The following is a 25,011-nucleotide window of genomic DNA, read 5'->3' as shown; positions in this document are numbered from 1 at the left end:
GGTGTGAATATCTGTATTAATATTATTTCTATTTATTATGTAATGACCATGTAAATAGCGTTGAAAAGGAAGATGTCTCATGTTGGTTAAGGAAAAACAAGGTTTAGAAACTGTATCAGAAGAAGTGATTAAAGAAAAACAAGGTTCAACAACTGTAGTAGAAAGTTTAATCAATCATCAAGTTGATTACGTATTCGGTATTCCAGGAGCGAAAATCGATGGAGTATTCAATGAATTAGAAGATCATGGTCCAGAGTTGATCGTGACGCGTCATGAGCAAAATGCCGCCTTTATGGCGCAAGCAATTGGTCGTATTACTGGAGAACCAGGTGTGGTGATTGCGACAAGTGGGCCAGGTGCGAGTAATCTAGCAACCGGACTAGTCACAGCGACAGCAGAAGGTGATCCTGTGTTGGCAATCGCAGGGCAAGTAAAACGAAGTGATTTATTAAAATTAACACATCAAAGCATGAACAATGCCGCGTTGTTTGAACCAATCACAAAATATAGTGCAGAAATCCAAGATCCTGAAACAATTTCAGAAATTATCGCTAATGCCTACCGAATGGCAAAGAGTTCGAAAAAAGGCGCTAGTTTTATCAGTATCCCTCAAGATGTGGTGGATGCACCCGTCAAAAGTGATGTTATCAAACCATTACAAGATCCTAAATTAGGCTCAGCTTCTTCAGGAGATATCGACTACTTGGTTGAACGGATTCGTGAAGCGAAGTTACCCGTATTGTTAGTTGGAATGCGTGGATCAAGTAAAGATGAAACAGCAGCCATTCGTCAACTTGTTGAAAAAACAGGATTGCCTGTGGTAGAAACTTTCCAAGCAGCCGGTGTGATTTCTCGTCAATTAGAAGACCACTTTTTTGGTCGAGTAGGTCTATTCCGCAATCAACCTGGAGATATGCTGTTAAAACGGAGTGATTTAGTAATTGCGATTGGTTATGATCCAATCGAATATGAAGCGAGAAACTGGAATGCTGAAAAAGATGCTAGAATCATCGTCATTGATGAAACACCAGCTGAAATCGACAGTTACATGCAACCAGAACGTGAACTAATCGGGGACATTTCTGCAACATTAGATTTACTGACAGAGTCATTAGAAGAAACACAAGTATCGGCAGATGCGCAAGAATATTTAAATACGTTGCAAGAAAAATTGAAGGCACGAGATATTTGTGAAACCAGTAGTGAAGACGGGATCTTACATCCGTTAGAAGTAATCAATACACTGCAATCGAAAGTAACGGACGATATGACTGTGACGGTTGATGTAGGTAGTCATTACATTTGGATGGCCCGCCACTTTAGAAGTTATGAAGCCCGTCATTTGCTATTCAGTAATGGCATGCAAACATTAGGAGTCGCACTTCCTTGGGCAATCTCTGCTGCACTGGTTCGTCCAAATACGCAAGTAATCTCTGTGTCAGGAGACGGTGGCTTCTTATTTTCTGCCCAAGACTTAGAAACAGCTGTGCGTAAAAAATTGAAGATCATTCATTTGATTTGGAATGATGGTCGTTATAATATGGTCGAGTTTCAAGAAATCATGAAATATGATCGAGCATCAGGGGTTGATTTTGGACCAGTTGATTTTGTTCAATATGCCGAAGCTTTTGGGGCTAAAGGTCTGCGAGTAAGCAATGCAGAAGAATTGGCATCTGCCTTAGAAGAAGGATTTGCTACAGAAGGACCAGTCATCATCGATATCCCGATTGACTATCGGGATAATGAAAAATTAGGTGAAACGATCTTACCAGACCAATTTTACTAAGGGGATGTTCAGATGACAGAGAAAGTATTATATCAACATGGTACATTAGGTGCGCTAATGGCGGGACTGATGGACGGTACAACTTCCATCGCTGAGGTCTTAAAGTACGGTACACTAGGTCTTGGAACATTGCATGGGTTAGACGGCGAAGTGATATTTTTAGACGGTGAAGCCTATCAAGGTAGATCAGATGGCGCATTGATCCATTTGTCCGGAGAAGAGTCCACTCCTTATGCAGCAATCACTGCATTTTCAGTGGATCGTTCATTTGCAGTCAAACAGCTATCTAGCGAAGCATTAAAAGAACAAATCCTGAAGGACGAAGCAGGGAAAAATCTCTTTTTAGCTGTCAAGATCAGCGGTTTATTTAAAGATATGCATATCCGGATCATGCCGAAACAAGAGAAACCATACCGACGCTTAGCGAAGATCTCAGAATCCCAGCCAGAGTTCCATCGATCAGATATTCAAGGGACAATTGTTGGGTTTTATACACCGGAATTATTTCAAGGGGTGGCTGCTGCAGGCTTCCATTTGCATTTTATTGACGATGAGAAAACATTTGGAGGGCATATCCTTGATTTTGATGTGTCGCAAGGAACAGTAGAAATCAGTCAAATGGAATCTTTGATGCAACATTTTCCGACAAATGATCCGACTTTTATCCAAAATGAAATCGACTATGCAGATCTAGCTGCTGAAATCGAGCAAGCAGAATGATCTAGTCATTAAGAATGAAAAACAAATCATGGCATTGCTCCTTGAATTAGGCTATAATTTTGGGCATAGAAGGAGTGAGTTTGGATGTTATGGACAGAAAAAGAAAAAAGAGATGCTTATGAAATTTTGCTACTCCAACAAAAAGGACTTTTAGAAGCAGAAGATAACTGGTTAGCCAATTTAGCTAATTCCTCTGCATTATTGAATGAAACATTACCTCAAACAGTCTTTGCCGGCTATTATTTATATGATGGACAAGAATTGATTTTAGGTCCTTTCCAAGGTAGAGTATCATGTACCCGTATCAAAATGGGAAAAGGTGTGTGTGGCGAAGCAGCAGAAAAGCAAAAAACATTGATCGTTGCGAATGTGAAAACCCATGAAAATTATATTTCATGTGATTTAGCCGCACAATCTGAAATCGTAGTGCCAATGATCAAAGAAGGCCAATTGATCGGAGTACTTGATATCGATTGTGGTGTGACCGAGGGCTACGATGCTTTAGATCAAGAATTTTTGGAACGATATGTTGAGTTATTGTTAGGTGATTTTCCTGTAAATGTTATGAAATAAAGTGAAAAAGAGTTGAAAAAAGGTGTTTGATCACTTTTTTTCAACTTTTTTTAAATTTATTGAATATTTTTGTTTTCATAATCTAATTTTAATGTTATTATCATTTTATGAAATATTAAAGAACAAGAGGAGAATGAGTTATGACAAGCGAAACAATCGTTTTAGGACAAAAATATGTATGCCATCCAATCGGCATCAAAAATAAAGTAGTCGGAGAAGTAATTGGAAAATTAGAAAACTGTGTGATTATGAGTGTAGAGGAATATGATCGTACAGATCACTTAGATATTCTAGAGAAATGTGGGAAAGTTGTCGCAAAATATACAGATATCTTTGAGTTGAGTCCCGTTGAACAAGTCTTTCAGTCACCAACCAAGCTTTACACACAAGCAATGGTATCTTAAAGTGATGAATACGACTATCGCCTAGCAGGAAGTCTGATTTGAATAAGCTATTGTTAATTATCAGACTTCCTTTAATTTGCATACATAATAGAAGCAATTGAGCATTCATACATAATCGTCAAGAAATAGAATACTCGAATACAGACAGTTGAAGAAGGGGCAAGTTAAAAGGGAAAATAACTTTTAACTTGCTTCTTTTTCTTTTTACTTTACAAAAGGAAGTAAATGATTTATATTGTTGACAAGTCAATAATTGATTAGTCAACGATAGTAGGAGGCAACAGTATGGAGCTGAGAAAGTTAAGTCAATTGCTTTATCAGATAAAAATCATCAGTCAAGAAGGAACAGCTTTATTTGAAAAGGAAACTGGATTTAGTTTAACGAGGTACGAGATCTTGATGTTCTTACAAGAAAATGGGGAATGTTTGCAAAATAAGTTACAGAGCGATTTAAAAATCGATTTGGCAGCTATTTCACGTCATCTAAAGATATTAGAACAAAAAGGATATGTGATCAGAAAAAGAAATGAGAACAATAATCGTGAAGTATTCGTTTCTTTGTCCGATAAAGCAGTGAATGAATTGACCGAGTGTGAAAAAAATCATCAAGAATCAGATGACTCCCTGTGTGTTTCGCTATCAGATGAAGAAATCGATCAACTGACTAAATTACTAGATAAATTATACTAAAAATCAAAATGAAGAAAGAAGCGGTTAAGTAATGAATAAAACTCTAGCAAACAATGATTTTTCTGATATCGTCTTTGGCAGAAAATCAATCCGTGTGTACGACGAAAATGTGAAAATCCCTCATGAAGAAATGTTGGAAATGATCCAAGAAGCAACAACAGCACCATCTTCTGTGAATCTACAACCTTGGCGCTTTGTAGTAGTTGAAAGCGAAGAAGCAAAAGCAAAATTGAAACCATTGATCCGTTTCAACACAAAACAAAATGATACTTCATCTGCCATGGTCTTGATTTTTGGTGATATGAATTGCTACGAATACGGAGAAGAAATTTATGATCAAGCTGTAGAAGAAGGTAAAATGCCAGCAGAAGTTCGTGACGAACAACTAGCAGCGATCATTCCTTATTACAAAAATTTCACACGTGAACAAATGAATGACGTAGTGAAAATCGATTCAAGCTTAGCAGCTATGCAATTTATGTTAACTGCACGTAGCCATGGGTATGATACAAATCCAATCGGCGGATTTGAAGCAGACCAATTAGCAGAAGCTTTCGATTTGGACAAAGAACGTTACGTACCTGTAATGATCTTGTCAGTTGGTAAAGCGGTCGATCAAGGCTACGAATCTGTTCGTTTAGCTTCAGAAAAAATCACTTCTTTCAAATAGAAAGAAAAAGGAGACGGACGAATGATCATCATCAATGCAAAATTCACTATCAAAGAAGCAAAGCGCGCTGAATTTTTAGAAGAAGCGACACAATTGATCGAAGCGACTAGAAAAGAAGACGGCTGCTTGAGTTATCAATTGTATGAGTCAACGGAACAAGTAAATGTCTTTGTGATGGTTGAAAATTGGCGGGATGAACAAGCAATCGAAGGACATAACCAAAGTCCATTGTTGCAACAATTGTTCAAAAACATGCCTGAATATGCAGAAAAAGAAACAGAATTGAATGTCGCGAAAACACTTGCTTAAAACAATTCGCTGAAACGTTCTTTTGCGATCGAAGCAGCTAAAGTAGAATGAACGTTCACTTTAAGAGGGAGCAAGAAAAGTCTAATGTCTATTTATCCCTTAGACCTTTCTTGTTTCCCTCAAGAAGTGAAGCATCTACTTGAAAAGCAATCAACCATATTGAAAAAAAACTACATATGTGGTATATTATGTAAGTATCTTGAAAATACCGTAACCCATTTTATTAAGGGGACGTTACGGATTCGACAGGCACAGTTCGAGCTTGAATTGCGTTTCGTAGGTTACGTCTACGCTAAAACGTTACAGTTAAATATAACTGCTAAAAACGAAAACAACTCTTACGCTTTAGCTGCCTAAAAACAGTTAGCGTAGATCCTCTCGGCATCGCCCATGTGCTCGAGTAAGGGTCCTAACTTTAGTGGGATACGTTTCAACTTTCCGTCTGTAAGTTGAAAAAGAGAACATCAGACTAGCGATACAGAATGCCTGTCACTCGGCAAGCTGTAAAGCGAACCTCTAAATGAGTTGACTATGAACGTAGATTTTTAAGTGGCGATGTGTTTGGACGCGGGTTCGACTCCCGCCGTCTCCATTCGGAGAAATCATATAAGTAGCAAAAACACTGTTGTACCAACGATTGTACAGTGTTTTTGCTACATTTTTTTTGTTTTGAATACGTTTTTGAATACGTTCAGTTCATTGCTAGATAGTTGGCAAAGTTAACTGCCGTCTCATCACGCTTTTCTGGAGAAACATGAGTATAGATATTCATAGTCGTTTGGATATCCCAATGACCTAAGCGAGATTGGACGTTCTTATATGTTTTGCTGGTTTCGATAATGAAGAACATCAGGATTTTTATTTTAAGTATTAAGTATTGACTATTCCAACTAAATAGAAAAAATTCTTGTGCTAAAACATTAGTATGAAAAAATCTATCTATCTATTGATTTGATCAAATTGCTATGATATATTTTATTTAACGAAGGGCGCGATGCCTAGGAAAATAGTCCCATTTCATATTTTTTATGGATTGGGGCTATTTTTCTATCATTTTGAAGGGATAATAATATGGGAGAAAAAATTTTTTTATCTTTGGAAGAACAAATAAAAAAACTTGAGTCTCGGAAACTTAGTTTTAGGAATGATGAAGAAAGGAAAGAGGCAATATATGCATTGCAAAATAATTCATATTATTCACTAGTTAACGGATATAAAGATTTTTTCAGTATTATAGATAAAAATGGGGAAGATGATTATCAATACGTACTATTTGTAGATTTAAGAGATACATATGATTTTGATAAAGAACTTTCAGCATTGATTTTTAAATACTTATTGAGAATTGAAGATTCTATTAAAGCTATATTTTCATACCATATTGGCAAACATTATGGACATAAAAACCATGATTATCTTGATCGAAAAAAATATAGAAAAGGTAGTTTTGTAAAAAAAGAACAAAAATACGAAATTGAGATTTTATTAGAAAAATTAAATCGAACTATTGATAGGGAAAGAGATTTACAGATAAAGCATTATTCCAATATGTATGGCTATGTACCACCATGGGTATTGGCGGGTTGTTTATCTATGGATACTCTTATGTATTGGTATAAGCTATCTGATAGACAAATAAAAGAGCAAACCGTTAAAACTATGATGTATGATTTCAGCCAGTACCCGTTTTACCACATAACTGATATAGAAGAAAATCTGGAATTCTTTGTAAATCTAACTACAATCATAAAAGAATACAGGAATCGTGCTGCACACAGTAATAGAATCATTAATCATCGCTCTAGACACAATATCAAAATCCATCTTTTAGAGTTATACGCACTTGAAAGAAAAGAAATTAGAAGCTTATATACAAAGGGTATATTAAAAAATGATATCTCTTCTTTATTCGTTACTATAGCCATTATGTTATCAAAGAGAAATACAATTAGGAACAACTTCATAAGAGAACTTAAGGCGCTATTTTATAATTTTAAATTAGCTAATCCCAATCTATATACGAGAGTAACGAGTAAGGTTAGGCTTGATTACGATTTTTCAGAACTATTAAGAGATATAATTTAATTTTTAAAAGTTTTTTGTATGAGTATTTCAGGACATTTTTACCGTTCTTTCTTATAATATGCTATGTTTTTTAAAACTCTTGATTAAAGTGACTTCAGCAGTAACATTCAAATCTGTATTAGAATTATCTTGTGTACATAATTAAAACATATTAAAAAAATGAGCAAAATATTCCATTGCATACTCTATCCACAATTATAAGTATCTTTCTTTTTTAAAGGATTTTTCTTTCAAAGTTTTTTCTGAGGACAAATTGTACTTTTCTTAATAATAGATATTTATAGTTAGTCATACTATAAAGCTGTAAAAAAAAATTCTATAAAAATTTTCACTAGGTTTAACTATCATAAAAAATAGTAAAAACAAATTATTATATGAAGCGACGTCTATATGGAGTAAATAAAAATGTTTTTTTATTGTATTTTCTTTTTTTTGAGACGAGAAATCATCGTTTCTGTGCGTATAATAGAGCTGAAGAATAAATTGTGATATTATGATCAATTGCTTTTTTTAATTGAATAAGTAAATTACAGTTTTAACCTATGGATGTTCTGGGCAGGAGGAAAGAAAATGAGAAGTGAAAAGATATTGGCGATTGATGAAGATCTAACATTTAGAAGAATGATTTGGAAGGCCTTACAACCAGCTGGGGTTTTGATCTATCAAAGTGATTCCGTTGAAAAAACACTGGATATCATGTCTAGAGTGACTTTTGATCTCTATCTCTTAGATATTCGCTTGGCTCATCAAACAGATGGCTACCATATTGTGCAACTCATCCGAGAGCAAGACAGTCTTTCTCCCATCGTTTTTTTTACCGAACAACAAAATGAGATTGAAATTATCACTGGATTGGAGATGGGAGCAGATTATTACATCACTAAACCATTCAATCCGACACTGCTAAAGGCGCAAGTTCTCGCTATTTTGGACAGACACAAGGTACTTAAAGAACAAACCACCAACTGTAAAAAAAATAAAATCATCATAGGTGATTTTTGCTTTGACAAAGCGCTCTATCGTTTATATAAAAAAGGCAGATCGATTGAGTTGTCTTCAAAAAAAATCAAGCTGATGCAATTCTTTATAGAAAATCCCGAACAGGTTTTTTCAAAGGAACAAATTTATCAAAGTGTTTGGAATGACAGTGAGCTGGATGCCAATACCATTATGGTTTTTATCAATCACTTACGAAACAAAATCGAAGATGATCCAAAAAATGTCCAGTACCTCAGAACGGTTAGAGGACTTGGTTATATTTTCTTACCCTCTGGTAAAGAAAGTAATCCTTCTAATTGAGCGAAAAAAATACCTAATGAAAGTAAATCTGCTGCACCACCAGGGCTTAAATTGCGTTTGGTCAATCGTTGATCATAGATTGTTAATTCATCAAGTAGCTGCTTCCATGGGAGCTTTGCTTGATGAATTTTTTTTGTTTCTTGTTGTACTTTTTGCCACTCCTGAATACCGCCTCGGTGAAGTATATTCCCGTCTTCGATTTCGCTCATCAATAAAACCAAGGCACGTAGAAAGACTTCATCGGGCGCATGATAGTTTGCTGAACGTAAGTAAGGGAGAAGAATGGAAGTAAGGCTGGGATAACACTGAGCAGCCTCGCCACGAATACCTGAAATACCATGTGTCAAAAAAAGCTCTTCCCCATATGTACGGTGTGTTTTCCGCGCTAAGTCGTGAAAATCCTCTTTGATCAAATCATGTGTCAGTTCTCCTGTAAAATCTAGTATTTGCTCCGTCTGTTTGGCGTTTAATGGAAGTCTTTGGATAAAACACTGTTGCATGTGCCAACCGATCGCGCCCAAGATGACTGCAAACGAAAAATTCGCTCCTTTATGTGTATTGATATCATTCGTTGCGACAAGCATTGCTTGTTCTGCTTGATACCCCATGCTTCTTAGTTTTTTAAATAATGATTTCGTATTCCCTTTATGAGTAAAACCTGCTTCGATATATTCTTGGAAAAAAGGTGTTAACGTTTCGATACTTATTTGAAAGGTTTGAAAATCCATATCATTATGCGCGCCATTTGAAATAGGATCGACTAGTCCTGGTTTTGGACTTAATGCTACTTCGTAAAACAAAGCGTGCTGTGCAGCCTGTGCGATCGTACCTATCAGTGTATGATTAGTCAATTTTTCTACGCTCCATTTCAGCTAAAATAAATTGTAATGAACGATCTAAATGCTCGTGGGTGATCAAGGTGATTTGTTCTGCGTTTTTTGTTTGCATTCCGCGATAGATCAGCCAATGTTCTTCAAGAGCTTTATCTCTCCGTCTGGATGAACGAATGGCGATATCGCGAAAATAAACGAGGTAAGCTTGTAACTCTAAGACAATAGATTTTAAACGGAGCATTTGGCTTTTCTCGTAAATAAACGTATTGAAGTCTGAAAAATTTTGCAAGACTTTTTCTGTTTGATCTGCTTGATTATAGCTTTCGCCTCGTAATAATAGTTCTTTCAGCTCAATGAAATCTTCTTTTGTCATCTGATTCATTGCTTTGATCGTGGCAAGTGTATCTAAAGATTTACGGATATCATAGATTTCGTAAGCATCTTTTATGCGAATACCTTTGACGACGATGCCGATCTTAGGCACGTGTTCAACTAATTTTTCATTGACTAATTGCTTCATTGCTAAGCGAATGGGTGTGCGACTGATATTCAATTCTTCCGCTAAGACTTTTTCATTGATTCGTGTATTTGCAGGAATATCACCAAGAATGATCGTTTTACGAAACGCTTCATAAATAAGTGCATTCAATGTTTTATTTTGAGTTAGATCCAAATTTTTTCGTAATGCTTCAACCACTTGTTTCATTTTTTTCTCCCCATTTCTACTTAGACATTCAGTTTCTGTTCTAAGTTTATCATGCTTTCCAACCCTCAAGAGAACGAACCAAAAAATATGTCAATAGCAGTTAAAACGGCTCCTTCACTTTGGCAGAACGTGAAAATTAGTATTCCAATAATGAAGGAGCCGTTCGTTTAGTTAGTCACTCTTGTTGGTACGATTGGTTTTTATTGTGGGATGTAAAATGGCATATGTCCAAAAAGAATAATTGTGACGACAAAAATAGTAAAAATACCCAAGGCATATTTTCCAGCTTCTCGTTGCCATTTCCCCATATCCAATCCGGTCAAACGTAACAAAAGATAGATAAAAGCGACTAAAGGGCTGAGCAAATGGAAGGCTTGACCCATCAAAGAGGCGAGAGCCATTTGCATATTTGTAAAGCCATAGGCATGACCGGCTTCTGCTAAAACGGGTAATACACCGAAATAAAAACCGTCATTTGAAATAAAGAAAGTACCTGGCGCTGAAATCAAGGCGATAACTAAGCCCCAGAATCCTGCTAGTTGTTTTGGAATAAGATAAGTAAAGCTATTCGCGAGTGCTTCAGCCATACCGGAACCTTGGAAAAGCCCCATGAAAACTCCCGCTGCAAAAACTAAAATCACGACTTGCACCGCATCGCCGCCATTTGCACCAATACGTGCGGATTGATCTTTTAGATTAGGGTAGTTGACCATTAAGGCAATACATGTTCCTACTAAAAATAATAAAAGAGGTGGCAAGGCAATCGAAGAGATAAACGAGCTAGCAACTAACCAAGCAATCAACACGATCGTTAGTACACCGTTGAATACAAAATTTTTAGGACAGCGTATTTTTGCCGTTTCAGGATCAGTGATTTTAGTGATTTCTTCAATTTCCTCATTTGATAATTGGGTAATACCTAAACGGTCACGTTCTTGTTTTCCCATCCGGCGTGCAACGAAAAAGATGACATAAAGCAAAGACAAGATCATTCCAGGAGCTAAGTAAGACAAGATATCCGCATCGACTTCCAATACTGCCATCGCTCGAGCGGTCGGTCCACCCCAAGGTAATAGGTTCATGATGGTATTTTGAAGAATGATCAATACCCCTAAGTTCATCATTTTCATGTTTAATTTTTTATAGATAGGAATAAAAGCAGAACAGCAAATCAACGTAGTCGTTGTCCCATCGCCATTCAGCGAAACGGTTGCGGCAACGATCGCAGTTGCCATTAAAACTTTCATTGGATCGCCTTTGGCAAAATAAATCATTTTTTTAGTGATTGGATCAAATAGACCAGCGTCTAACATGATTGAAAAATATAAAATGGCAAATAATAGCATGATTCCTGTATTTGAAGTTGTTTTGATGCCTTCTAATACAAAATCGCCAATATTTCCTTTCTTTGAAGCACCAGAAATCATTGCAACTAAGGTAAATAAAAGTGGAATAACCACAAGGGAAGTAAACGGGGACATTTTCTTTTTCATGATGACATACATGAAGATAATAATCATTGCATAAGATAAAACGGTTAATAACATACGCTTCTCCTTTTCTGATTGTATTGTTTGTAAGCGGTATCAAAATCAGGTGGGTAGAAAACCATTCTAAGGACAGAAAGAGTTGTGTTTTTCTAAAATTGACGCCTCCTTGACGACTTTAGGATAAGCAATATTTTAATGGGAAGATAGATGAAGGGAGAAAAAAGAACATAAAAAAAACAATTTGGTCTACCTAATCTTATCGAAGGCTTAATAGTACCTTAACAGAACATTAATTCATTGGGAAAAGCTTTTATATCAATGTTTGTATTGTTTTTTCTCCCTTGATTCAAGAAAAAGAAACAACAAAAAAACAATCTTCTATCAGTTTGGAAAACATAATTGATTGAATCATCCTATAATAAAAATAAGGACAGAAAAGAAGAAAGGAGCAAGAAAGATGTGGCTGTTTACCAAACGAACAAATAAGCAACAACCAGCAGTGGAGCCCACCCCCTCAGTAGTAGAAGGGAACAAAGAAAAGAAGGATAAATTGAAATCGGTTCCTGCATATATTGATGCTGCGCCAGCTGATGTTCAGCTTGTCAGTGTGATAGCTGCAAGTTTAGTAGCAGAATATGATCCCGAGAGTCGATTCATCATCAAAAAAATCAAACAGAGGAATCCGGAAGCAATTTTGGTTTCACTGATTGCTACAGGTGTAGCAGCTGGTACCAATCCAAATAGTCAGTTTATTATACGAAAAATAGCTAAAAAATAAATGCTTTGGAGGAGAAAAAATGTTACGGAAATTCAAAATCTCAATTGACGGAAAAGAATATTTAGTGGAAATGGAAGAAATCGGTGGAACCTCGCAAGCAAATCCAGTTCCAACACCAGAACGATCTGCACCAGTTGAAGTGGTCGCACCAGCAGACGTTTCAACAACTGTACCAGAAACGAAATCCTCAGTCGAAGCGGGAGCGGATGCGATGACTTCGCCGATGCCAGGCACGATTTCTCGTCTGTTAGTTACAGTTGGGGAGGTAGTGGAAATCAATCAGCCTTTGATGATTTTAGAAGCGATGAAAATGGAAAATGAAATCGTTGCTGGAAGAGCTGGTCAAGTGACTGGTATCCATATCAGTCAAGGAGAAATGGTGAATCCTGGTGATCCACTTATCACGATTAGTTAAATGTTCGCTTTGAGAGTAGAGTCATTTTGGTGACTCTTGGTATTCAATATTAAGTAAAAGGAAGTGACATGTGTGGAAACACTTATTGAAGGAGTTATTGGCATGGGGCAAGAGCCGGGACGCATCGTGATGATGGTGATTGGCGGAGTCCTCATGTACCTTGGGATAAAAAAAGAATATGAACCAACGTTACTCGTACCGATGGGGTTAGGGACGATCTTAGTCAATTTCCCTAATTCAGGGGTGCTGAGTGCTGGGGGCGAGGCTGGGGCATTCCAAATTTTGTTTGATATGGGGATTACGACGGAGCTATTTCCGCTCTTATTATTCATTGGTATTGGTGCAATGATCGATTTCGGCCCATTGTTACAAAATCCATTTTTATTACTCTTTGGAGCCGCCGCACAATTTGGGATTTTCTTTACGATCATCGTAGCGATCCTATTAGGTTTTGACTTGAATGATGCAGCTTCTATTGGCATCATCGGAGCAGCGGATGGACCAACTTCCATTTTTGTCGCGAACACGTTGAATTCGAAATATATGGGTGCCATCATGGTGGCTGCCTATTCGTATATGGCGCTCGTGCCAATCATTCAGCCAGTTGCGATCAAAGCTGTGACGACTAAAAAAGAGCGACGTATTCGAATGAATTATCGTGCAGGGGAAGTGTCGCAAACAGCAAAAATTCTTTTTCCGTTAGTTATTTCAGTCGTCGCTGGTTTGATTGCGCCTGTTTCTTTGCCACTTGTTGGCTTCTTGATGTTTGGGAACTTGTTACGAGAATGTGGCGTATTAGATCGTTTGTCGATCACTGCTCAGAATGAGTTAGTCAATCTCATCAGCATATTATTAGGGATCGCCATTTCGGTCAAAATGCAGTATGAAGAATTTTTACAGATCGATACGTTGATGGTTATCGGTCTAGGATTGGTTGCGTTCATTATGGACTCGATCGGTGGAGTATTATTTGCTAAATTATTAAATTTATTCCGAAAAGAGAAAATCAATCCAATGATCGGAGCAGCAGGAATCTCTGCTTTTCCAATGTCTAGTCGCGTCATTCAGAAAATGGCAACAGAAGAAGACCCACAGAACTTTATTTTGATGCACGCAGCTGGAGCCAATGTATCTGGTCAGATTGCTTCAGTGATTGCCGGTGGCTTATTGCTCGCCTTATTAGTATAAGAAAGGAGAATAAATGATGTCAGCAGATTTAATCAAATCTCTTGAACTACTAGTTTTAGGATGGGGTGGCGTGTTCGTTGTTATCTTGATCATTTATCTCGCATCAATGCTACTCAGTCGCTTGTTTCCAGTAAGAAAATAAAAAGAAGGTCTGGTACATGTATACAATCAAAAGATTATGGGTGGAAAAGGATGCTCAAGTCTATCGACAATGGATGGAGTTGATCGAAAAATCCGGTCTCACACTGAATGAAAAAGTTGACTATACCGTTGGGATCTATGAAGAAGAGCGGCTGATTGCAACCGGTTCTTATGAGCGAAATATTTTAAAATATTTAGCTGTTGCGAAAGATTTCCAATCAGAAAATTTATTGACGAAGATCATTCAGCAATTAATTGATCATTTATCTGAAGAAAACAAAAGGCATTTCTTTGTCTACACAAGTCCTAGTAATCACCCGATTTTTCATGCCATGGGATTTAAAGAGATCATTGCCACTGAAACCATATTGTTTATGGAACAAGGTACACCTGACTTTCAAGAATATCTTGCCTTGTTGAAGGCAAAAAAGAAAAAAGGCACAGGCTGTGGCATTGTGATGAATGCCAATCCTTTTACAAAAGGGCATCAGTACTTGGTAGAATGTGCAGCCAAACAAGCAGACCAAGTCTATCTTTTTATCCTTTCAGAAGATCGTTCAGAATTTTCCTTTTCCGATCGTTTAGAGATGGTCAAGCAAGGGGTCGCGCATGTAAAAAATGTCACGATTTTGCCGACAGAAGATTATCTGATTTCTTCCGCCACATTTCCTGCCTATTTTTTAAAGGAACATGCTACAGAAGAAGCGGCAAAAGCACAAGGTACTTTGGATGCGCACCTTTTTAAAGAAAAAATTGCACCGATACTTGCAATTGAAAGTCGATTTGTCGGTGAAGAACCGTACTCTAAGGTAACTGAAATCTATAATGAAACGTTGAAAAAGGTATTTGGAGAATCGCTTTCTTTGATTGTCCTACCGCGAAAATGTATCAAAAACGAAGCAATCAGTGCAACAAAAGTCCGAAAAGCCTTACAAGAAAATGACGTGCAGACATTACAAGCGTATTTGCCTGCTTCGACTTATCACTATATCAAAAATCATAAACGTAATAGAGGTGACAGGAAGTGAAAATTTATCAAAGTGCAGTGGCTGGAACAATTGAATCCAGTGATATCATGATCACGATCGATCCAAAGATAGAAAAAGGGATTGAACTTTCCTTGACAAGCAATGTCGAAAAACAATTTGGTCACCAAATCAGAAAAGTCATTATGGACACCCTACAACAGTTGGGCATTGAAGCAGCCAAAGTAACAGCTGTCGATAAAGGTGCGCTTGATTGCACGATCCAGGCAAGGACAATTACAGCAGTCCATCGAGCTGGAAAGCAAGATCGCTATGATTGGAAGGAGATCAATTCATGGAACGTTTAAGGAGAACGATGATGTTTGTCCCTGGTGCAAATGCAGCGATGCTGAGAGATGCACCATTATACGGTGCAGATTCACTCATGTTTGATTTGGAAGATGCCGTATCTTTAAAAGAAAAAGATTCGGCACGTTTGCTTGTTCATTTGGCATTAAAAACATTTGACTACAGCAAAGTAGAAACGGTCGTTCGAATCAACGCATTGACGGCTGGGGGTGACCAAGACATTGAGGCAATGGTATTAGCAGGGATCAATGTCATTCGCTTGCCAAAAACAGAAACCGCACAAGACATCATCGAGGTCGATCAGGTCATCACTTTAGTGGAAGAAACCTATCAAATCCCAGTGGGAACCACAAAAATGATGGCAGCGATCGAATCTGCAGAAGGGGTATTGAATGCAAGAGAAATCGCTAAAGCTTCCAAACGGTTAGTTGGCATCGCGTTAGGTGCCGAAGATTATGTGACCAATATGAAAACCCAACGATATCCCGATGGACAAGAATTGTCTTTTGCTCGAAATATGATCCTTCATTCCGCCCGAGCTGCTGGTATTGCAGCAATCGATACTGTCTATTCAGATGTTGAAAATGTTAAGGGATTTCAAGCAGAAGTCCGTCTGATCAAACAACTAGGCTTTGATGGGAAATCAGTGATCAACCCACGTCAGATTCCATTAGTCCATGCTCTTTATGAACCAACAGAAAAAGAGATCCAAGCAGCGAAAGAAGTGATCTGGGGCATCCAAGAAGCAGAAGCAAAAGGTTCAGGCGTGATTTCTGTGAATGGCAAGATGGTGGATAAACCAATCGTCGAGCGAGCAGAAAGAGTGATTGCTCTTGCCAAAGCGGCGAAGTTGATCCGAGAGGAGGAGATCTAGAAATGGATGTAAATAAAATTGGTAAAGAGATTCCACAATCAGCAACAGTTACTCACCGTCTGTACGAAGGTGAGTTGGTCCATATTGAACCATTCAAAGAAGCCAGTAGAAATATCCATCCTGTCCGTCCAAATGAGAAAAAAATAGTGGGAAGTCTCAAAGAAGCCATTGAAAAGACAGGGCTAAAAGACGGAATGACGATTTCTTTTCATCATCATTTCCGTGAAGGAGACTTTGTACTTAATAAGGTCATGGAAGAGATTGCCTCGTTAGGAATCAAAGATATCACGATCGCACCAAGTTCAATCGCAAACGTCCATGAACCTTTGATTGATCACATAAAAAATGGTGTTGTGACAGGAATTACCACGAGTGGTTTGCGGGATAAAGTAGGCGCAGCGATTTCGCAAGGAATCATGGAAAAACCAGTAATCATTCGTTCCCATGGTGGACGAGCGCGAGCGATTGCATCCGGTGATCTGCATATTGATGTCGCCTTTTTAGGGGCGACAAGTTCGGATGAATATGGAAATGCCAATGGAACCACTGGAAAAGCCATTTGCGGATCACTAGGTTATGCCATGGTCGATGCAAAATATGCGGATCAAGTGGTCATCCTCACAGATACATTAGTTTCTTTTCCTAATATCCCAATCAGTATTGCACAGACGGATGTCGATTATGTTGTAGAAGTGGAAGCGATAGGTGATCCCGAAGGCATTGCAAAAGGTGCGACACGCTTTACTAAAAATCCTAAAGAACTTTTGATCGCAGAGTATGCAGCAAAAGTCATCACTCATTCGCCCTATTATCAACAAGGATTCTCATTTCAAACTGGTACAGGTGGTGCGGCACTGGCTGTTACTCGCTTTTTGCGGGAAGCAATGTTGAAAGACCAAATGACAGCTAGTTTTGTATTAGGTGGAATTACAAATGCGATGGTGGAATTACTGGAGGAAGGGTTAGTAGAAAAGATTATCGATGTCCAGGATTTCGATCATTTATCTGCGATTTCTTTAGGCGAAAACAACCAACATTATGAAATAGATGCAAGTATGTATGCTTCACCAGCAAGTAAAGGTGCTATGGTGAATCAGTTAGATACAGCCATTTTGTCTGCGTTAGAAATCGATACGGATTACAATGTCAATGTCATGACTGGTTCAGATGGAGTGATTCGTGGAGCTGTTGGCGGACATCCAGATACAAGTATGGGTTGTAAAATGAGCCTGGTGATCACGCCACTCGTTCGTGGACGGATACCCACTGTTGTTGATCATGTCAATACGGTTGTGACTCCCGGAACCAGCATTGATGTCTTAGTTACGGAAGTAGGTATCGCCATCAATCCTCAATGTCAAGATCTGATCGAGTATTTCAAGGGTGTAGATATACCTCAATATACGATTGACGAGCTTAAACAAAAAGCATATGCCATCGTTGGCGAGCCTTCAGCCATTCAGTATGGCGAAAAAATCGTTGCCTTAGTTGAATATCGCGATGGCACATTGATCGATGTGGTCAAAAATGTGTAGCAAATTATTCGATGGACCGACTGTGACGCATGAAGAAATCCTTATCGCAAGAGAGGCACGTGCCAACAGACAGAGGAAATTATTGGAAGCAAATCCGCAACATGTATTGCTTTCAACAACTATGAATATACCAGGTCCTGTCAAAACGTCAGAAGAAATCGCACAAGTCTTTCACGTAGTGGTCGAAGCTATAGAAGAATGTGTTTCAGAGGTCACTCCATTGGTCCAGTTGTATCGTAAGAAAAAAACAGGTTACGAGTATTTTTTGCTTCTTCCTTTAAGAAAAGAACGACTAAAAAAGCGCATGATCGAACTCGAAGAAACTTGCCCCTATGGTCGATTAGTCGATCTTGATGTACTTTTTTGGGAAGAAGGAAAGATGCAGCAGTTGAGTCGAGAGATGCTGGGATATAACCAACGGACATGTTACGTGTGTAAAGAAGTAGCCAAAGTTTGTAGTCGCGAACAGAAACATTCCCTTCAAATAATACGCACACATATCCAGCAACTCGTTGAGAAAGGAAGGAAATAAATGGCAAAAAAAATCCAAATGATGGAAACCGTTTTGCGTGATGGGCAACAAAGCTTGATTGCTACAAGAATGACTACAGCAGACATGTTGCCAATCTTGAAAACGATGGATGAAGCAGGCTACCATTCATTAGAGATGTGGGGTGGCGCTACCTTTGATGCGTGCTTACGTTTCTTAAATGAAGATCCATGGGAGCGTTTGCGTATGATTCGTTCACAAGTCAAACAAACAAAGCTACAAATGTTACTTCGAGGACAAAACCTCCTTGGTTATAAAAATTATGCAGATGACGTAGTCAAAGAATTTGTCGAGAAATCGATCAAGAACGGCATTGATAGTATTCGTGTGTTTGACGCATTGAATGATGTCCGAAATTTACAGACTGCTATTGTGACAGCTAAAGAAGCTGGTGGCCATTGCCAAACAGCTATTTCTTATACGACGAGTGAGATCCATACGATCGATTATTTTGTGAGGTTAGCAAAAGAAATGGCGGATACTGGAGCAGATTCGTTATGTATCAAAGATATGGCGGGCGTATTGACCCCGCAAACTGGTTACGAATTGATCAGTCGAATCAAAGATGCTGTTCCATTACCATTAGAAGTCCATACTCATGCAACAAGTGGGATCGCTGAAATGACCTATTTAAAAGCGGTTGAAGCAGGGGCGGACATCATCGATACGGCTATCTCTTCTTTTGCGGGTGGAACGAGTCAACCTGCAACTGAATCAATGGCTTTGGTGCTTGAAGAACTGGGCTATGATACAGGGCTAGATATGAAAAAAGTGACAGAAATAGCAGAATACTTCAATCCGATCAGAGATCGTTTTAGAGATGAAGAGATGTTGAATCCTAAAGTCAAGGACATTGAACCTAAAACATTGATTTATCAAGTGCCCGGCGGTATGTTATCTAATTTATTAAGTCAGTTGACGGAACAAGGATTACAAGATAGATATGAAGAAGTATTAGCAGAAGTGCCAAAAGTTCGAGCAGATCTTGGCTTTCCGCCACTCGTTACTCCGTTATCCCAAATGGTAGGAACGCAAGCGCTGATGAATGTACTCTCTGGTGAGCGATATAAGCTCGTCCCAACTGAAATCAAAGAATACGTCCGTGGACTGTATGGCCGTTCTCCAGCACCAATCGCTGAAGCCATCCAACAAAAAATCATAGGCGATGAACAAGTGATCCAAGAGCGACCCGCAGATTTACTAGCACCTCAATTGCCGCTACTCAAAAAAGAAATCAGTGAGTATGCAAAATCACCAGAAGATCTTTTAAGCTATGCGTTATTCCCACAGCAAGCCAAAGATTTCTTAGGACGTCGCGAAGACCGATTTTATGACGTACCACTGCAAACGGTTGAAGTGATGATAGACATGAACTGATGTCAAAACAAGGATTCGGTTTTTAGCCGCGGTTGAGAGATAGTAAAATAAAGGTGGATATTTGTCATTTTAGAGAAGTTGACTAGATAAAATTCCCTACTCATGGACTTAGGGGCGATGTCTGAATCCTCAGTCTTGGGCGAGATTAACAATAAAAAAGGAACTGCGTGAACAGTCCCTTTGGAAAGCGCCGCTAAAAACGGCGCCAAAAATTTCATTCGGTATAGTAGAAATAGTCGTCCTCTGTTAAAGTGACGGCTATTTCGTTTTGTCATGTTTAAGCAGTTCCACAATCAAATCAATTCAAAATGCTTCAATGCGTGAACGATCCCGCCTTCGGTATTTTTCTTCGTAATGAAGGTTGCAAGTTCTTTTAACTCATCATAAGCATTGCCCATCGCGATTTTGTGATCACAAGCTTCAAGTAAGGCAAAATCGTTCGGCCCGTCACCAAAACCAAAAGTTGGGACATTCTCTAATTTTAATGTTTCTTTTAAGCGTTTGACCCCTGCACCTTTTGAAATACCTTTTCTGACCGTATCGATCGAATAGGGACTATTGCGGTAAAAAGTCATGTCTGGGAAACGTTCATGATAATATTCATCACCTGATTCTGAAAGAATCAGCAACATATTGATCGGATGATCCTGAAAAGCGGAAGGATCGATTGGTGGCACATCTGAATGGATAAAGCCATAAGCTTTTCTCATCGTCTCTGTGTGATGAGTACTCCAAATGTTCTCTCTATTATAAAAACAAAGGGCATGACCTTGCTCTTCGATATGGTCACGCATTTTTTGGCATTCTTCTTTAGAAAAGCGTACAGAATAAATTTCTTCTCCCTCTACGCTAATACAAGAACCGTTCATTGTTACAGCGGAAGTAATACCTGCATCATGCATGATTTGTTTGATTTCCATTTCTGTCCGTCCAGTGGCGATAACAGGTAGGATATCATTGTCTTTTAATGCTTGGATTGCTGCGGCGATCTCAGGAGTTATTTTAGAATGTCCATCTAATAAAGTCCCATCGAGATCGAAAAATGTGATTGCTTGATAGTTTGTCACAAATAAAACTCCTTTTTCATTTGAATATCTTTATCTTATCAAAGAATGAACAAAAGACAAACGTTTCGTGAAGAATTACTGAACTTATTGGTTCAGCAACCATTTTAGAGTATACTATAGACAGAGATTGGAGAGTGAAATCATGATTTTTTTAACAGTTGGTCTTTTTTTGACCTTGATAGGGCTCTTATTTTTAATTTTGCCTTCTAAAGGTAATTTACCTTTCTATGGTTATCATTCAGAACGTGCTACAAGATCCGACGAACATTGGCGGATTGCCCAACGAACAAGCGGAAAATATTTCTTGATTTTTGGATTATTGATGACCTTGATCGGCTACGGATTAAAAATCACAGGACATACCAATTTTTTTATTATTGAAATGTTACTCTTAGTGTTTCCGATCATGCTGATTTTTATATTAACAGAAAAAAAATTACAAACTTACGATTTGATAAATGGAGGAGACGAGCATGAACATTTTAATGATTGAAGATAATCAATCCGTATCTGAAATGATGCAGATGTTTTTTTTGAATGAAGGATGGGAAGCAACCTTCAAATATGACGGTAAAGAAGGATTAGATGCGTTTTTAGAGAATCCGCAACATTGGGATATGGTCACGTTGGATCTTAATCTTCCGACAATGGATGGCATGATGGTTGGGCGAGAAATCCGAAAAGTTTCTAGTACGGTACCAATCATCATGTTGACCGCCCGAGATTCTGAAAGTGATCAAGTGATCGGTTTGGAAATGGGAGCTGATGACTATGTCACTAAACCTTTTAGTCCCTTGACGTTGATTGCACGTATGAAGGCATTACACCGTCGTAGCGAATTGGTAGAAACAAAAGAAGAAAATCCATTATCTGATCAAAATTTTGACATCCAAACCGATCACTTCAAGATGAATACGAAAACGCGTGAAGCCTACTTGAATAACCAACCGATCGATGGATTGACACCAAAAGAATTTGATCTTTTATTTACATTAGCAAAAAAACCAAGACAAGTATTTTCAAGAGAACAGTTATTGGAACTAGTTTGGGATTATCAATATTTTGGTGATGAACGAACCGTCGACGCCCATATCAAAAAACTGCGTCAAAAAATCGAGAAAGTAGGACCACAAGTGATCCAGACCGTTTGGGGAGTAGGCTATAAATTTGATGATTCAGGTGTTGCCTGATGCGCTATTTATACCAACAATTACTGGCTTTTTGTGGGATGATCGCCATGATCATCTTGATCGTCGGTATTTCTTTTACGCAATTGACCAAGCAGACGATCGAAGAAAATAATTACCAACAACTTTTTGGTTATGCCGAGTCGGTGGAGAAAACGACCCAAACCTTTGCGGATACGTTTCCTCAATTCAATCAGGATCAAGCATTCCAAAATGCGTTGGAACTGACTGAACAAGTATTAACCGAACAAAATGTCAATTTTATCTTTATTGATAAATATGAGCGAGTGATCTATCCAACGGCTGGGGTTTACTTGAATTTTACGATTACAGCCGATCAATGGGAAAGTTTGAGAAGCGGTCGCCAAGTCAAGTTTACTTCAAATAAAAATATCTCAGGAGAGAATCAAGCCACTTCCTATGCATTGGTTCCTTTCAACTTGAATCATGAGTTTTATGGGGGATTAGTTGTCAGCCAACCAGCCAGAAACATCGACAATAGCGTGCGATCAGTCACCTTGAATCTCTTCAAAGGCTTCATCTTCTCAAGTATCATTGCGATCATCGCAAGCTATGCCTTTGCGGCTTTCCAAGTCAAACGGATCAATCGTTTGAGAAATGCTACAAAAGAAGTCACGAATGGCAACTTCGATGTGCAATTACCTGTAAATGATAAAGATGAGTTTGACGAATTAGCAGACGATTTCAATAAGATGACCAACTCACTGAAAGAATCACGAGCAGAAATCGAGGAACAAGAGAATCGGCGCAGACAATTCATGGCAGATGCTTCCCATGAAATGCGGACCCCTTTAACAACCATCAATGGCTTGTTAGAAGGCTTAGAATATAATGCCATCCCAGAAAACCAACGAGAAAATGCCATCAAACTGATGAAAAATGAAACCGAACGTTTGATTCGTCTAGTCAATGAGAATTTAGATTATGAAAAAATCAGAACGAATCAAATCAGCATGGTCATCAAAAAATTTGATGGGACAGAAACGTTAAAAAATATTGTCGCCCAATTGGAAGCAAAAGCAGAAGCTGCGGGTAATCAATTGATTTTAGAAGCACCTGAACAATTAGTCGTATACGCTGATTATGATCGGTTTGTACAGATCATGGTCAACATTATTCAAAATGCGATCCAATTCACTGAAAATGGAACGATCACAGTCACATTAGAAAAAGGGTATCTTGAAACGATCATCAAAGTGACCGATACCGGTATTGGTATGTCAGAACAACAAATGAAAAGTATATGGGATCGCTATTACAAAGTTGATCCATCTAGAAAAAATACAAAATATGGCGAATCCGGTTTAGGGTTACCGATCGTTCAACAATTAGTGCGATTACACAAAGGAAAACTCGACGTAACAAGCGAGTTAGGAAAAGGAACGACATTTACTGTAAAATTACCAGATGTTGAAATCGAATGATAACTAAATCAAAAACCGTTAAAACAAGATGTTTCTCTTGTTTTAACGGTTTTTTTGATGGAGAGCAACAAGCACAAGTCAACTAGCTTCTTTACAATCAGTGACATATGGACTTTCGGCAATGGAAAGATCATGCGTCAACAATAAGATCGAAAAAGAATGATCGTTGACTAAATCGCAAAGATTTGTCAAAAGATCTTGAATTTCGATAATGGACAAATCATCGATAGGGTCTTCAATGATCAGTTTATTTTTATCTGCAAGGATCGCATGCATCAGTTGTAATTTGATTCTTTCAAACGTGCTCAATTCACTTACTGATTTTTTGAGCAACGAGGAATCAATCATTAGCTTAGCTTGCGCTTGTTCCTGTTTGGCTTTTTTTTGTTTTTCGGGGATGTCCAAAAATACTTGTTCTTTTAAATTAAGGTAAGGAAAGAACGGCCAATTTTTTTGAACGATCATCAGATCTGTTCGTTCTGAAGCAAGGAGTTGTGCTTTGATCTCTGTGAAAATCACCTGTTGTTCGGCTTTCGAACCGATCAGAACGGTAAAACCGCTAAATGATATCAGTGAATCATGTTGGTTCATCAATGATCAGCTTCTTTCTTTTTAAAAGTCGATTTGAAATCATGAAAAGACACGTACTAAGTAATGTGCTAATACTAACTAAACAAATGATCGTCTGTCCGATCCCTTTTAAGGTATCTACTAAAAAGTTATCGCTAAAAAAGTCGATCATAAAAAAACTATTTTGGTCAATCGAGATCGATAAACCATTTCCAGATGAAAAGACACTTGGTAAATTCGGTAGTTCGAAGAAATCTAATAGAGCCAAATTGATTTTTTGGAGTAAAGCTTGATAGCCATTTTGGAAAGCAAAAACGATCAAAAGAACGCCAAGACAACTCAGGACTAATGGAATCAAGGATTGCCAAAAAACAAAGAAGAACATTTTTGGTTTGGAAAGACCCGCTAATCGCCAATTGATGATTTCCATACGATGACGATAGAGTGAGAGTAAAAAGAAAAAAAAGAAACACAAGGCAAACAGTGCCAGTATGCAACTGATCACAACCAGATAGGCTTGTTGAAGCGTTTCTGATGAAGGTAAGTTCTCTTTGACATCAGAAGCATCAAATATCAACACCCGATCTTGGATTTGTTTGTGTAAAGTGGTTTGTAGATTATATAAATTAAAGCTGATCAATAATAGAAAAGCAGAAAAGCTTGAAAACAAAGTATATAGAAATGTTTGTTTTTTGTAATAAAGTAATCGTGCGGTAGAATAACGGATCATATTCATACTTTTCACCTCAAGAATAGTATAAAAAATGAATATGAATAAAGTATGAAAATCATTTAGTGAAAAACCGAAATAAAGGAAGGCTGATCAAGTAGGACAAGCGAAGGGAACATGAAGGCGGATAAAAAACTTCTTTAGTGCTGCTATTCCTTTGGTCGTACTATGAGATCCAGTGCTAAAACTCATATCCATGTCAAGATCAATGAACGAGCAATGAGTCGCCAAGAATGAAATGATTTATCTGGGATT

28 protein-coding genes and 1 other RNA gene are annotated in these 25,011 nt (G+C 38.1%); 23 read left to right on the top strand and 6 right to left on the bottom strand.

The features are described from left to right. Window positions 1-79 precede the first annotated feature (79 nt). The 10 genes from alsS (at window position 80) to IGK77_RS09785 (ending at window position 8,536) form a co-directional block, all read left to right on the top strand. Entirely contained in the window at window positions 80-1,786 is a 1,707-nt protein-coding gene (alsS, locus tag IGK77_RS09830) for an acetolactate synthase AlsS (protein ID WP_074800874.1), read from the top strand. Window positions 1,787-1,798: 12 nt separating this feature from the next. Beyond that, entirely contained in the window at window positions 1,799-2,506 is a 708-nt protein-coding gene (gene budA / locus IGK77_RS09825) for an acetolactate decarboxylase (protein ID WP_074800871.1), read from the top strand. Between the two features lie 84 nt (window positions 2,507-2,590). Continuing rightward, entirely contained in the window at window positions 2,591-3,079 is a 489-nt protein-coding gene (locus IGK77_RS09820; protein WP_074800869.1) for a GAF domain-containing protein, read from the top strand. Window positions 3,080-3,219: 140 nt separating this feature from the next. Continuing rightward, window positions 3,220-3,483, top strand: coding sequence for a hypothetical protein (locus tag IGK77_RS09815; protein ID WP_066025247.1), 264 nt, complete (start codon window positions 3,220-3,222; stop codon window positions 3,481-3,483). A 285-nt stretch (window positions 3,484-3,768) separates the two neighbouring features. Next, window positions 3,769-4,173 carry a MarR family winged helix-turn-helix transcriptional regulator gene (locus tag IGK77_RS09810; protein ID WP_019724433.1) on the top strand — a complete coding sequence of 135 codons (405 nt, stop codon included), beginning with the start codon at window positions 3,769-3,771 and terminating at the stop codon, window positions 4,171-4,173. Window positions 4,174-4,204: 31 nt separating this feature from the next. Beyond that, a complete protein-coding gene (locus IGK77_RS09805) occupies window positions 4,205-4,843 on the top strand; it encodes a nitroreductase family protein (protein WP_010735080.1) in 639 nt (212 codons plus the stop codon). A gap of 21 nt (window positions 4,844-4,864) precedes the next feature. After that, a complete protein-coding gene (locus IGK77_RS09800; RefSeq protein ID WP_023519920.1) occupies window positions 4,865-5,152 on the top strand; it encodes a putative quinol monooxygenase in 288 nt (95 codons plus the stop codon). 227 nt (window positions 5,153-5,379) lie between these two features. Beyond that, window positions 5,380-5,747: a transfer-messenger RNA gene (gene ssrA, locus IGK77_RS09795) on the top strand. A gap of 476 nt (window positions 5,748-6,223) precedes the next feature. Then, complete coding sequence (locus IGK77_RS09790; RefSeq protein WP_074800866.1) at window positions 6,224-7,237, top strand: Abi family protein; 1,014 nt, start codon at window positions 6,224-6,226, stop codon at window positions 7,235-7,237. Between the two features lie 570 nt (window positions 7,238-7,807). Further along, entirely contained in the window at window positions 7,808-8,536 is a 729-nt protein-coding gene (locus tag IGK77_RS09785; protein WP_066025248.1) for a response regulator transcription factor, read from the top strand. On the opposite strand, the gene citG is transcribed toward IGK77_RS09785, so the two are convergent. The 3 genes from citG to IGK77_RS09770 all read right to left on the bottom strand — a co-directional run bounded on the left by citG (window position 8,491) and on the right by IGK77_RS09770 (window position 11,622). Next, window positions 8,491-9,387: a triphosphoribosyl-dephospho-CoA synthase CitG gene (citG, locus tag IGK77_RS09780; protein ID WP_081355937.1), complete on the bottom strand. Its 897-nt coding sequence runs from the start codon at window positions 9,385-9,387 to the stop codon at window positions 8,491-8,493. The genes IGK77_RS09785 and citG overlap by 46 nt on opposite strands. Then, window positions 9,380-10,075 (bottom strand): GntR family transcriptional regulator, encoded by a 696-nt coding sequence (locus tag IGK77_RS09775; protein ID WP_019724391.1) that lies wholly within the window; start codon window positions 10,073-10,075, stop codon window positions 9,380-9,382. The genes citG and IGK77_RS09775 overlap by 8 nt, the downstream gene beginning before the upstream one ends. 200 nt (window positions 10,076-10,275) lie before the next feature. Then, window positions 10,276-11,622 (bottom strand): CitMHS family transporter, encoded by a 1,347-nt coding sequence (locus IGK77_RS09770; RefSeq protein ID WP_071866828.1) that lies wholly within the window; start codon window positions 11,620-11,622, stop codon window positions 10,276-10,278. A gap of 400 nt (window positions 11,623-12,022) precedes the next feature. On the opposite strand from IGK77_RS09770, the gene IGK77_RS09765 reads away from it, so the two are divergent. The 10 genes from IGK77_RS09765 (at window position 12,023) to IGK77_RS09720 (ending at window position 19,757) form a co-directional block, all read left to right on the top strand. Further along, window positions 12,023-12,343 carry a hypothetical protein gene (locus IGK77_RS09765; RefSeq protein WP_074800864.1) on the top strand — a complete coding sequence of 107 codons (321 nt, stop codon included), beginning with the start codon at window positions 12,023-12,025 and terminating at the stop codon, window positions 12,341-12,343. Window positions 12,344-12,362: 19 nt separating this feature from the next. Then, complete coding sequence (locus IGK77_RS09760) at window positions 12,363-12,758, top strand: acetyl-CoA carboxylase biotin carboxyl carrier protein subunit (RefSeq protein ID WP_074800862.1); 396 nt, start codon at window positions 12,363-12,365, stop codon at window positions 12,756-12,758. Between the two features lie 72 nt (window positions 12,759-12,830). Further along, complete coding sequence (locus IGK77_RS09755; RefSeq protein ID WP_034691433.1) at window positions 12,831-13,946, top strand: sodium ion-translocating decarboxylase subunit beta; 1,116 nt, start codon at window positions 12,831-12,833, stop codon at window positions 13,944-13,946. A 16-nt stretch (window positions 13,947-13,962) separates the two neighbouring features. Next, window positions 13,963-14,088, top strand: a complete 126-nt coding sequence (locus tag IGK77_RS09750) for an OadG-related small transporter subunit (RefSeq protein WP_086334846.1) — start codon at window positions 13,963-13,965, stop codon at window positions 14,086-14,088. A gap of 16 nt (window positions 14,089-14,104) precedes the next feature. Then, a complete protein-coding gene (citC, locus tag IGK77_RS09745) occupies window positions 14,105-15,115 on the top strand; it encodes a [citrate (pro-3S)-lyase] ligase (RefSeq protein WP_074800859.1) in 1,011 nt (336 codons plus the stop codon). Next, window positions 15,112-15,420, top strand: a complete 309-nt coding sequence (gene citD, locus IGK77_RS09740; protein WP_071866824.1) for a citrate lyase acyl carrier protein — start codon at window positions 15,112-15,114, stop codon at window positions 15,418-15,420. Before citC ends, citD begins: the two co-directional genes overlap by 4 nt. Then, window positions 15,408-16,295, top strand: coding sequence for a citrate (pro-3S)-lyase subunit beta (citE, locus tag IGK77_RS09735; protein WP_074800856.1), 888 nt, complete (start codon window positions 15,408-15,410; stop codon window positions 16,293-16,295). The genes citD and citE overlap by 13 nt, the downstream gene beginning before the upstream one ends. Window positions 16,296-16,297: 2 nt before the next feature. Next, window positions 16,298-17,830, top strand: a complete 1,533-nt coding sequence (gene citF / locus IGK77_RS09730; protein WP_074800853.1) for a citrate lyase subunit alpha — start codon at window positions 16,298-16,300, stop codon at window positions 17,828-17,830. Then, on the top strand, window positions 17,823-18,362 hold the full coding sequence (gene citX / locus IGK77_RS09725; protein ID WP_081355936.1) for a citrate lyase holo-[acyl-carrier protein] synthase: 540 nt from the start codon (window positions 17,823-17,825) through the stop codon (window positions 18,360-18,362). The genes citF and citX overlap by 8 nt, the downstream gene beginning before the upstream one ends. After that, window positions 18,363-19,757 carry an oxaloacetate decarboxylase subunit alpha gene (locus tag IGK77_RS09720; protein WP_074800847.1) on the top strand — a complete coding sequence of 465 codons (1,395 nt, stop codon included), beginning with the start codon at window positions 18,363-18,365 and terminating at the stop codon, window positions 19,755-19,757. It abuts the gene before it with no gap. 293 nt (window positions 19,758-20,050) lie between these two features. On the opposite strand, the gene IGK77_RS09715 is transcribed toward IGK77_RS09720, so the two are convergent. Then, window positions 20,051-20,824, bottom strand: a complete 774-nt coding sequence (locus IGK77_RS09715; RefSeq protein ID WP_074800844.1) for a Cof-type HAD-IIB family hydrolase — start codon at window positions 20,822-20,824, stop codon at window positions 20,051-20,053. Window positions 20,825-20,966: 142 nt separating this feature from the next. On the opposite strand from IGK77_RS09715, the gene IGK77_RS09710 reads away from it, so the two are divergent. Genes IGK77_RS09710 through IGK77_RS09700 form a run of 3 tightly spaced genes read left to right on the top strand, consistent with a single transcriptional unit; the run spans window position 20,967 to window position 23,456 of the window. Beyond that, on the top strand, window positions 20,967-21,317 hold the full coding sequence (locus IGK77_RS09710; protein WP_438713166.1) for an SdpI family protein: 351 nt from the start codon (window positions 20,967-20,969) through the stop codon (window positions 21,315-21,317). After that, the gene (locus IGK77_RS09705) at window positions 21,298-22,014 is read left to right on the top strand and encodes a response regulator transcription factor (protein WP_010735098.1); all 717 of its coding nucleotides are present in this window, start codon (window positions 21,298-21,300) and stop codon (window positions 22,012-22,014) included. The genes IGK77_RS09710 and IGK77_RS09705 overlap by 20 nt, the downstream gene beginning before the upstream one ends. Then, window positions 22,014-23,456, top strand: a complete 1,443-nt coding sequence (locus IGK77_RS09700; RefSeq protein WP_074800842.1) for a sensor histidine kinase — start codon at window positions 22,014-22,016, stop codon at window positions 23,454-23,456. The genes IGK77_RS09705 and IGK77_RS09700 overlap by 1 nt, the downstream gene beginning before the upstream one ends. 78 nt (window positions 23,457-23,534) lie before the next feature. Here the strand turns inward: IGK77_RS09700 and IGK77_RS09695 are convergent, their stop codons facing one another. After that, window positions 23,535-24,047 (bottom strand): hypothetical protein, encoded by a 513-nt coding sequence (locus IGK77_RS09695; protein ID WP_074800839.1) that lies wholly within the window; start codon window positions 24,045-24,047, stop codon window positions 23,535-23,537. After that, window positions 24,034-24,762, bottom strand: coding sequence for a hypothetical protein (locus tag IGK77_RS09690; RefSeq protein WP_019722957.1), 729 nt, complete (start codon window positions 24,760-24,762; stop codon window positions 24,034-24,036). The genes IGK77_RS09695 and IGK77_RS09690 overlap by 14 nt, the downstream gene beginning before the upstream one ends. Window positions 24,763-25,011: the final 249 nt, after the last annotated feature.

This window comes from Enterococcus sp. DIV0806c, from assembly GCF_051710905.1.
Lineage (GTDB): Bacteria > Bacillota > Bacilli > Lactobacillales > Enterococcaceae > Enterococcus_B > Enterococcus_B mundtii.
This window is presented reverse-complemented; position numbering and strand designations above follow the sequence as displayed.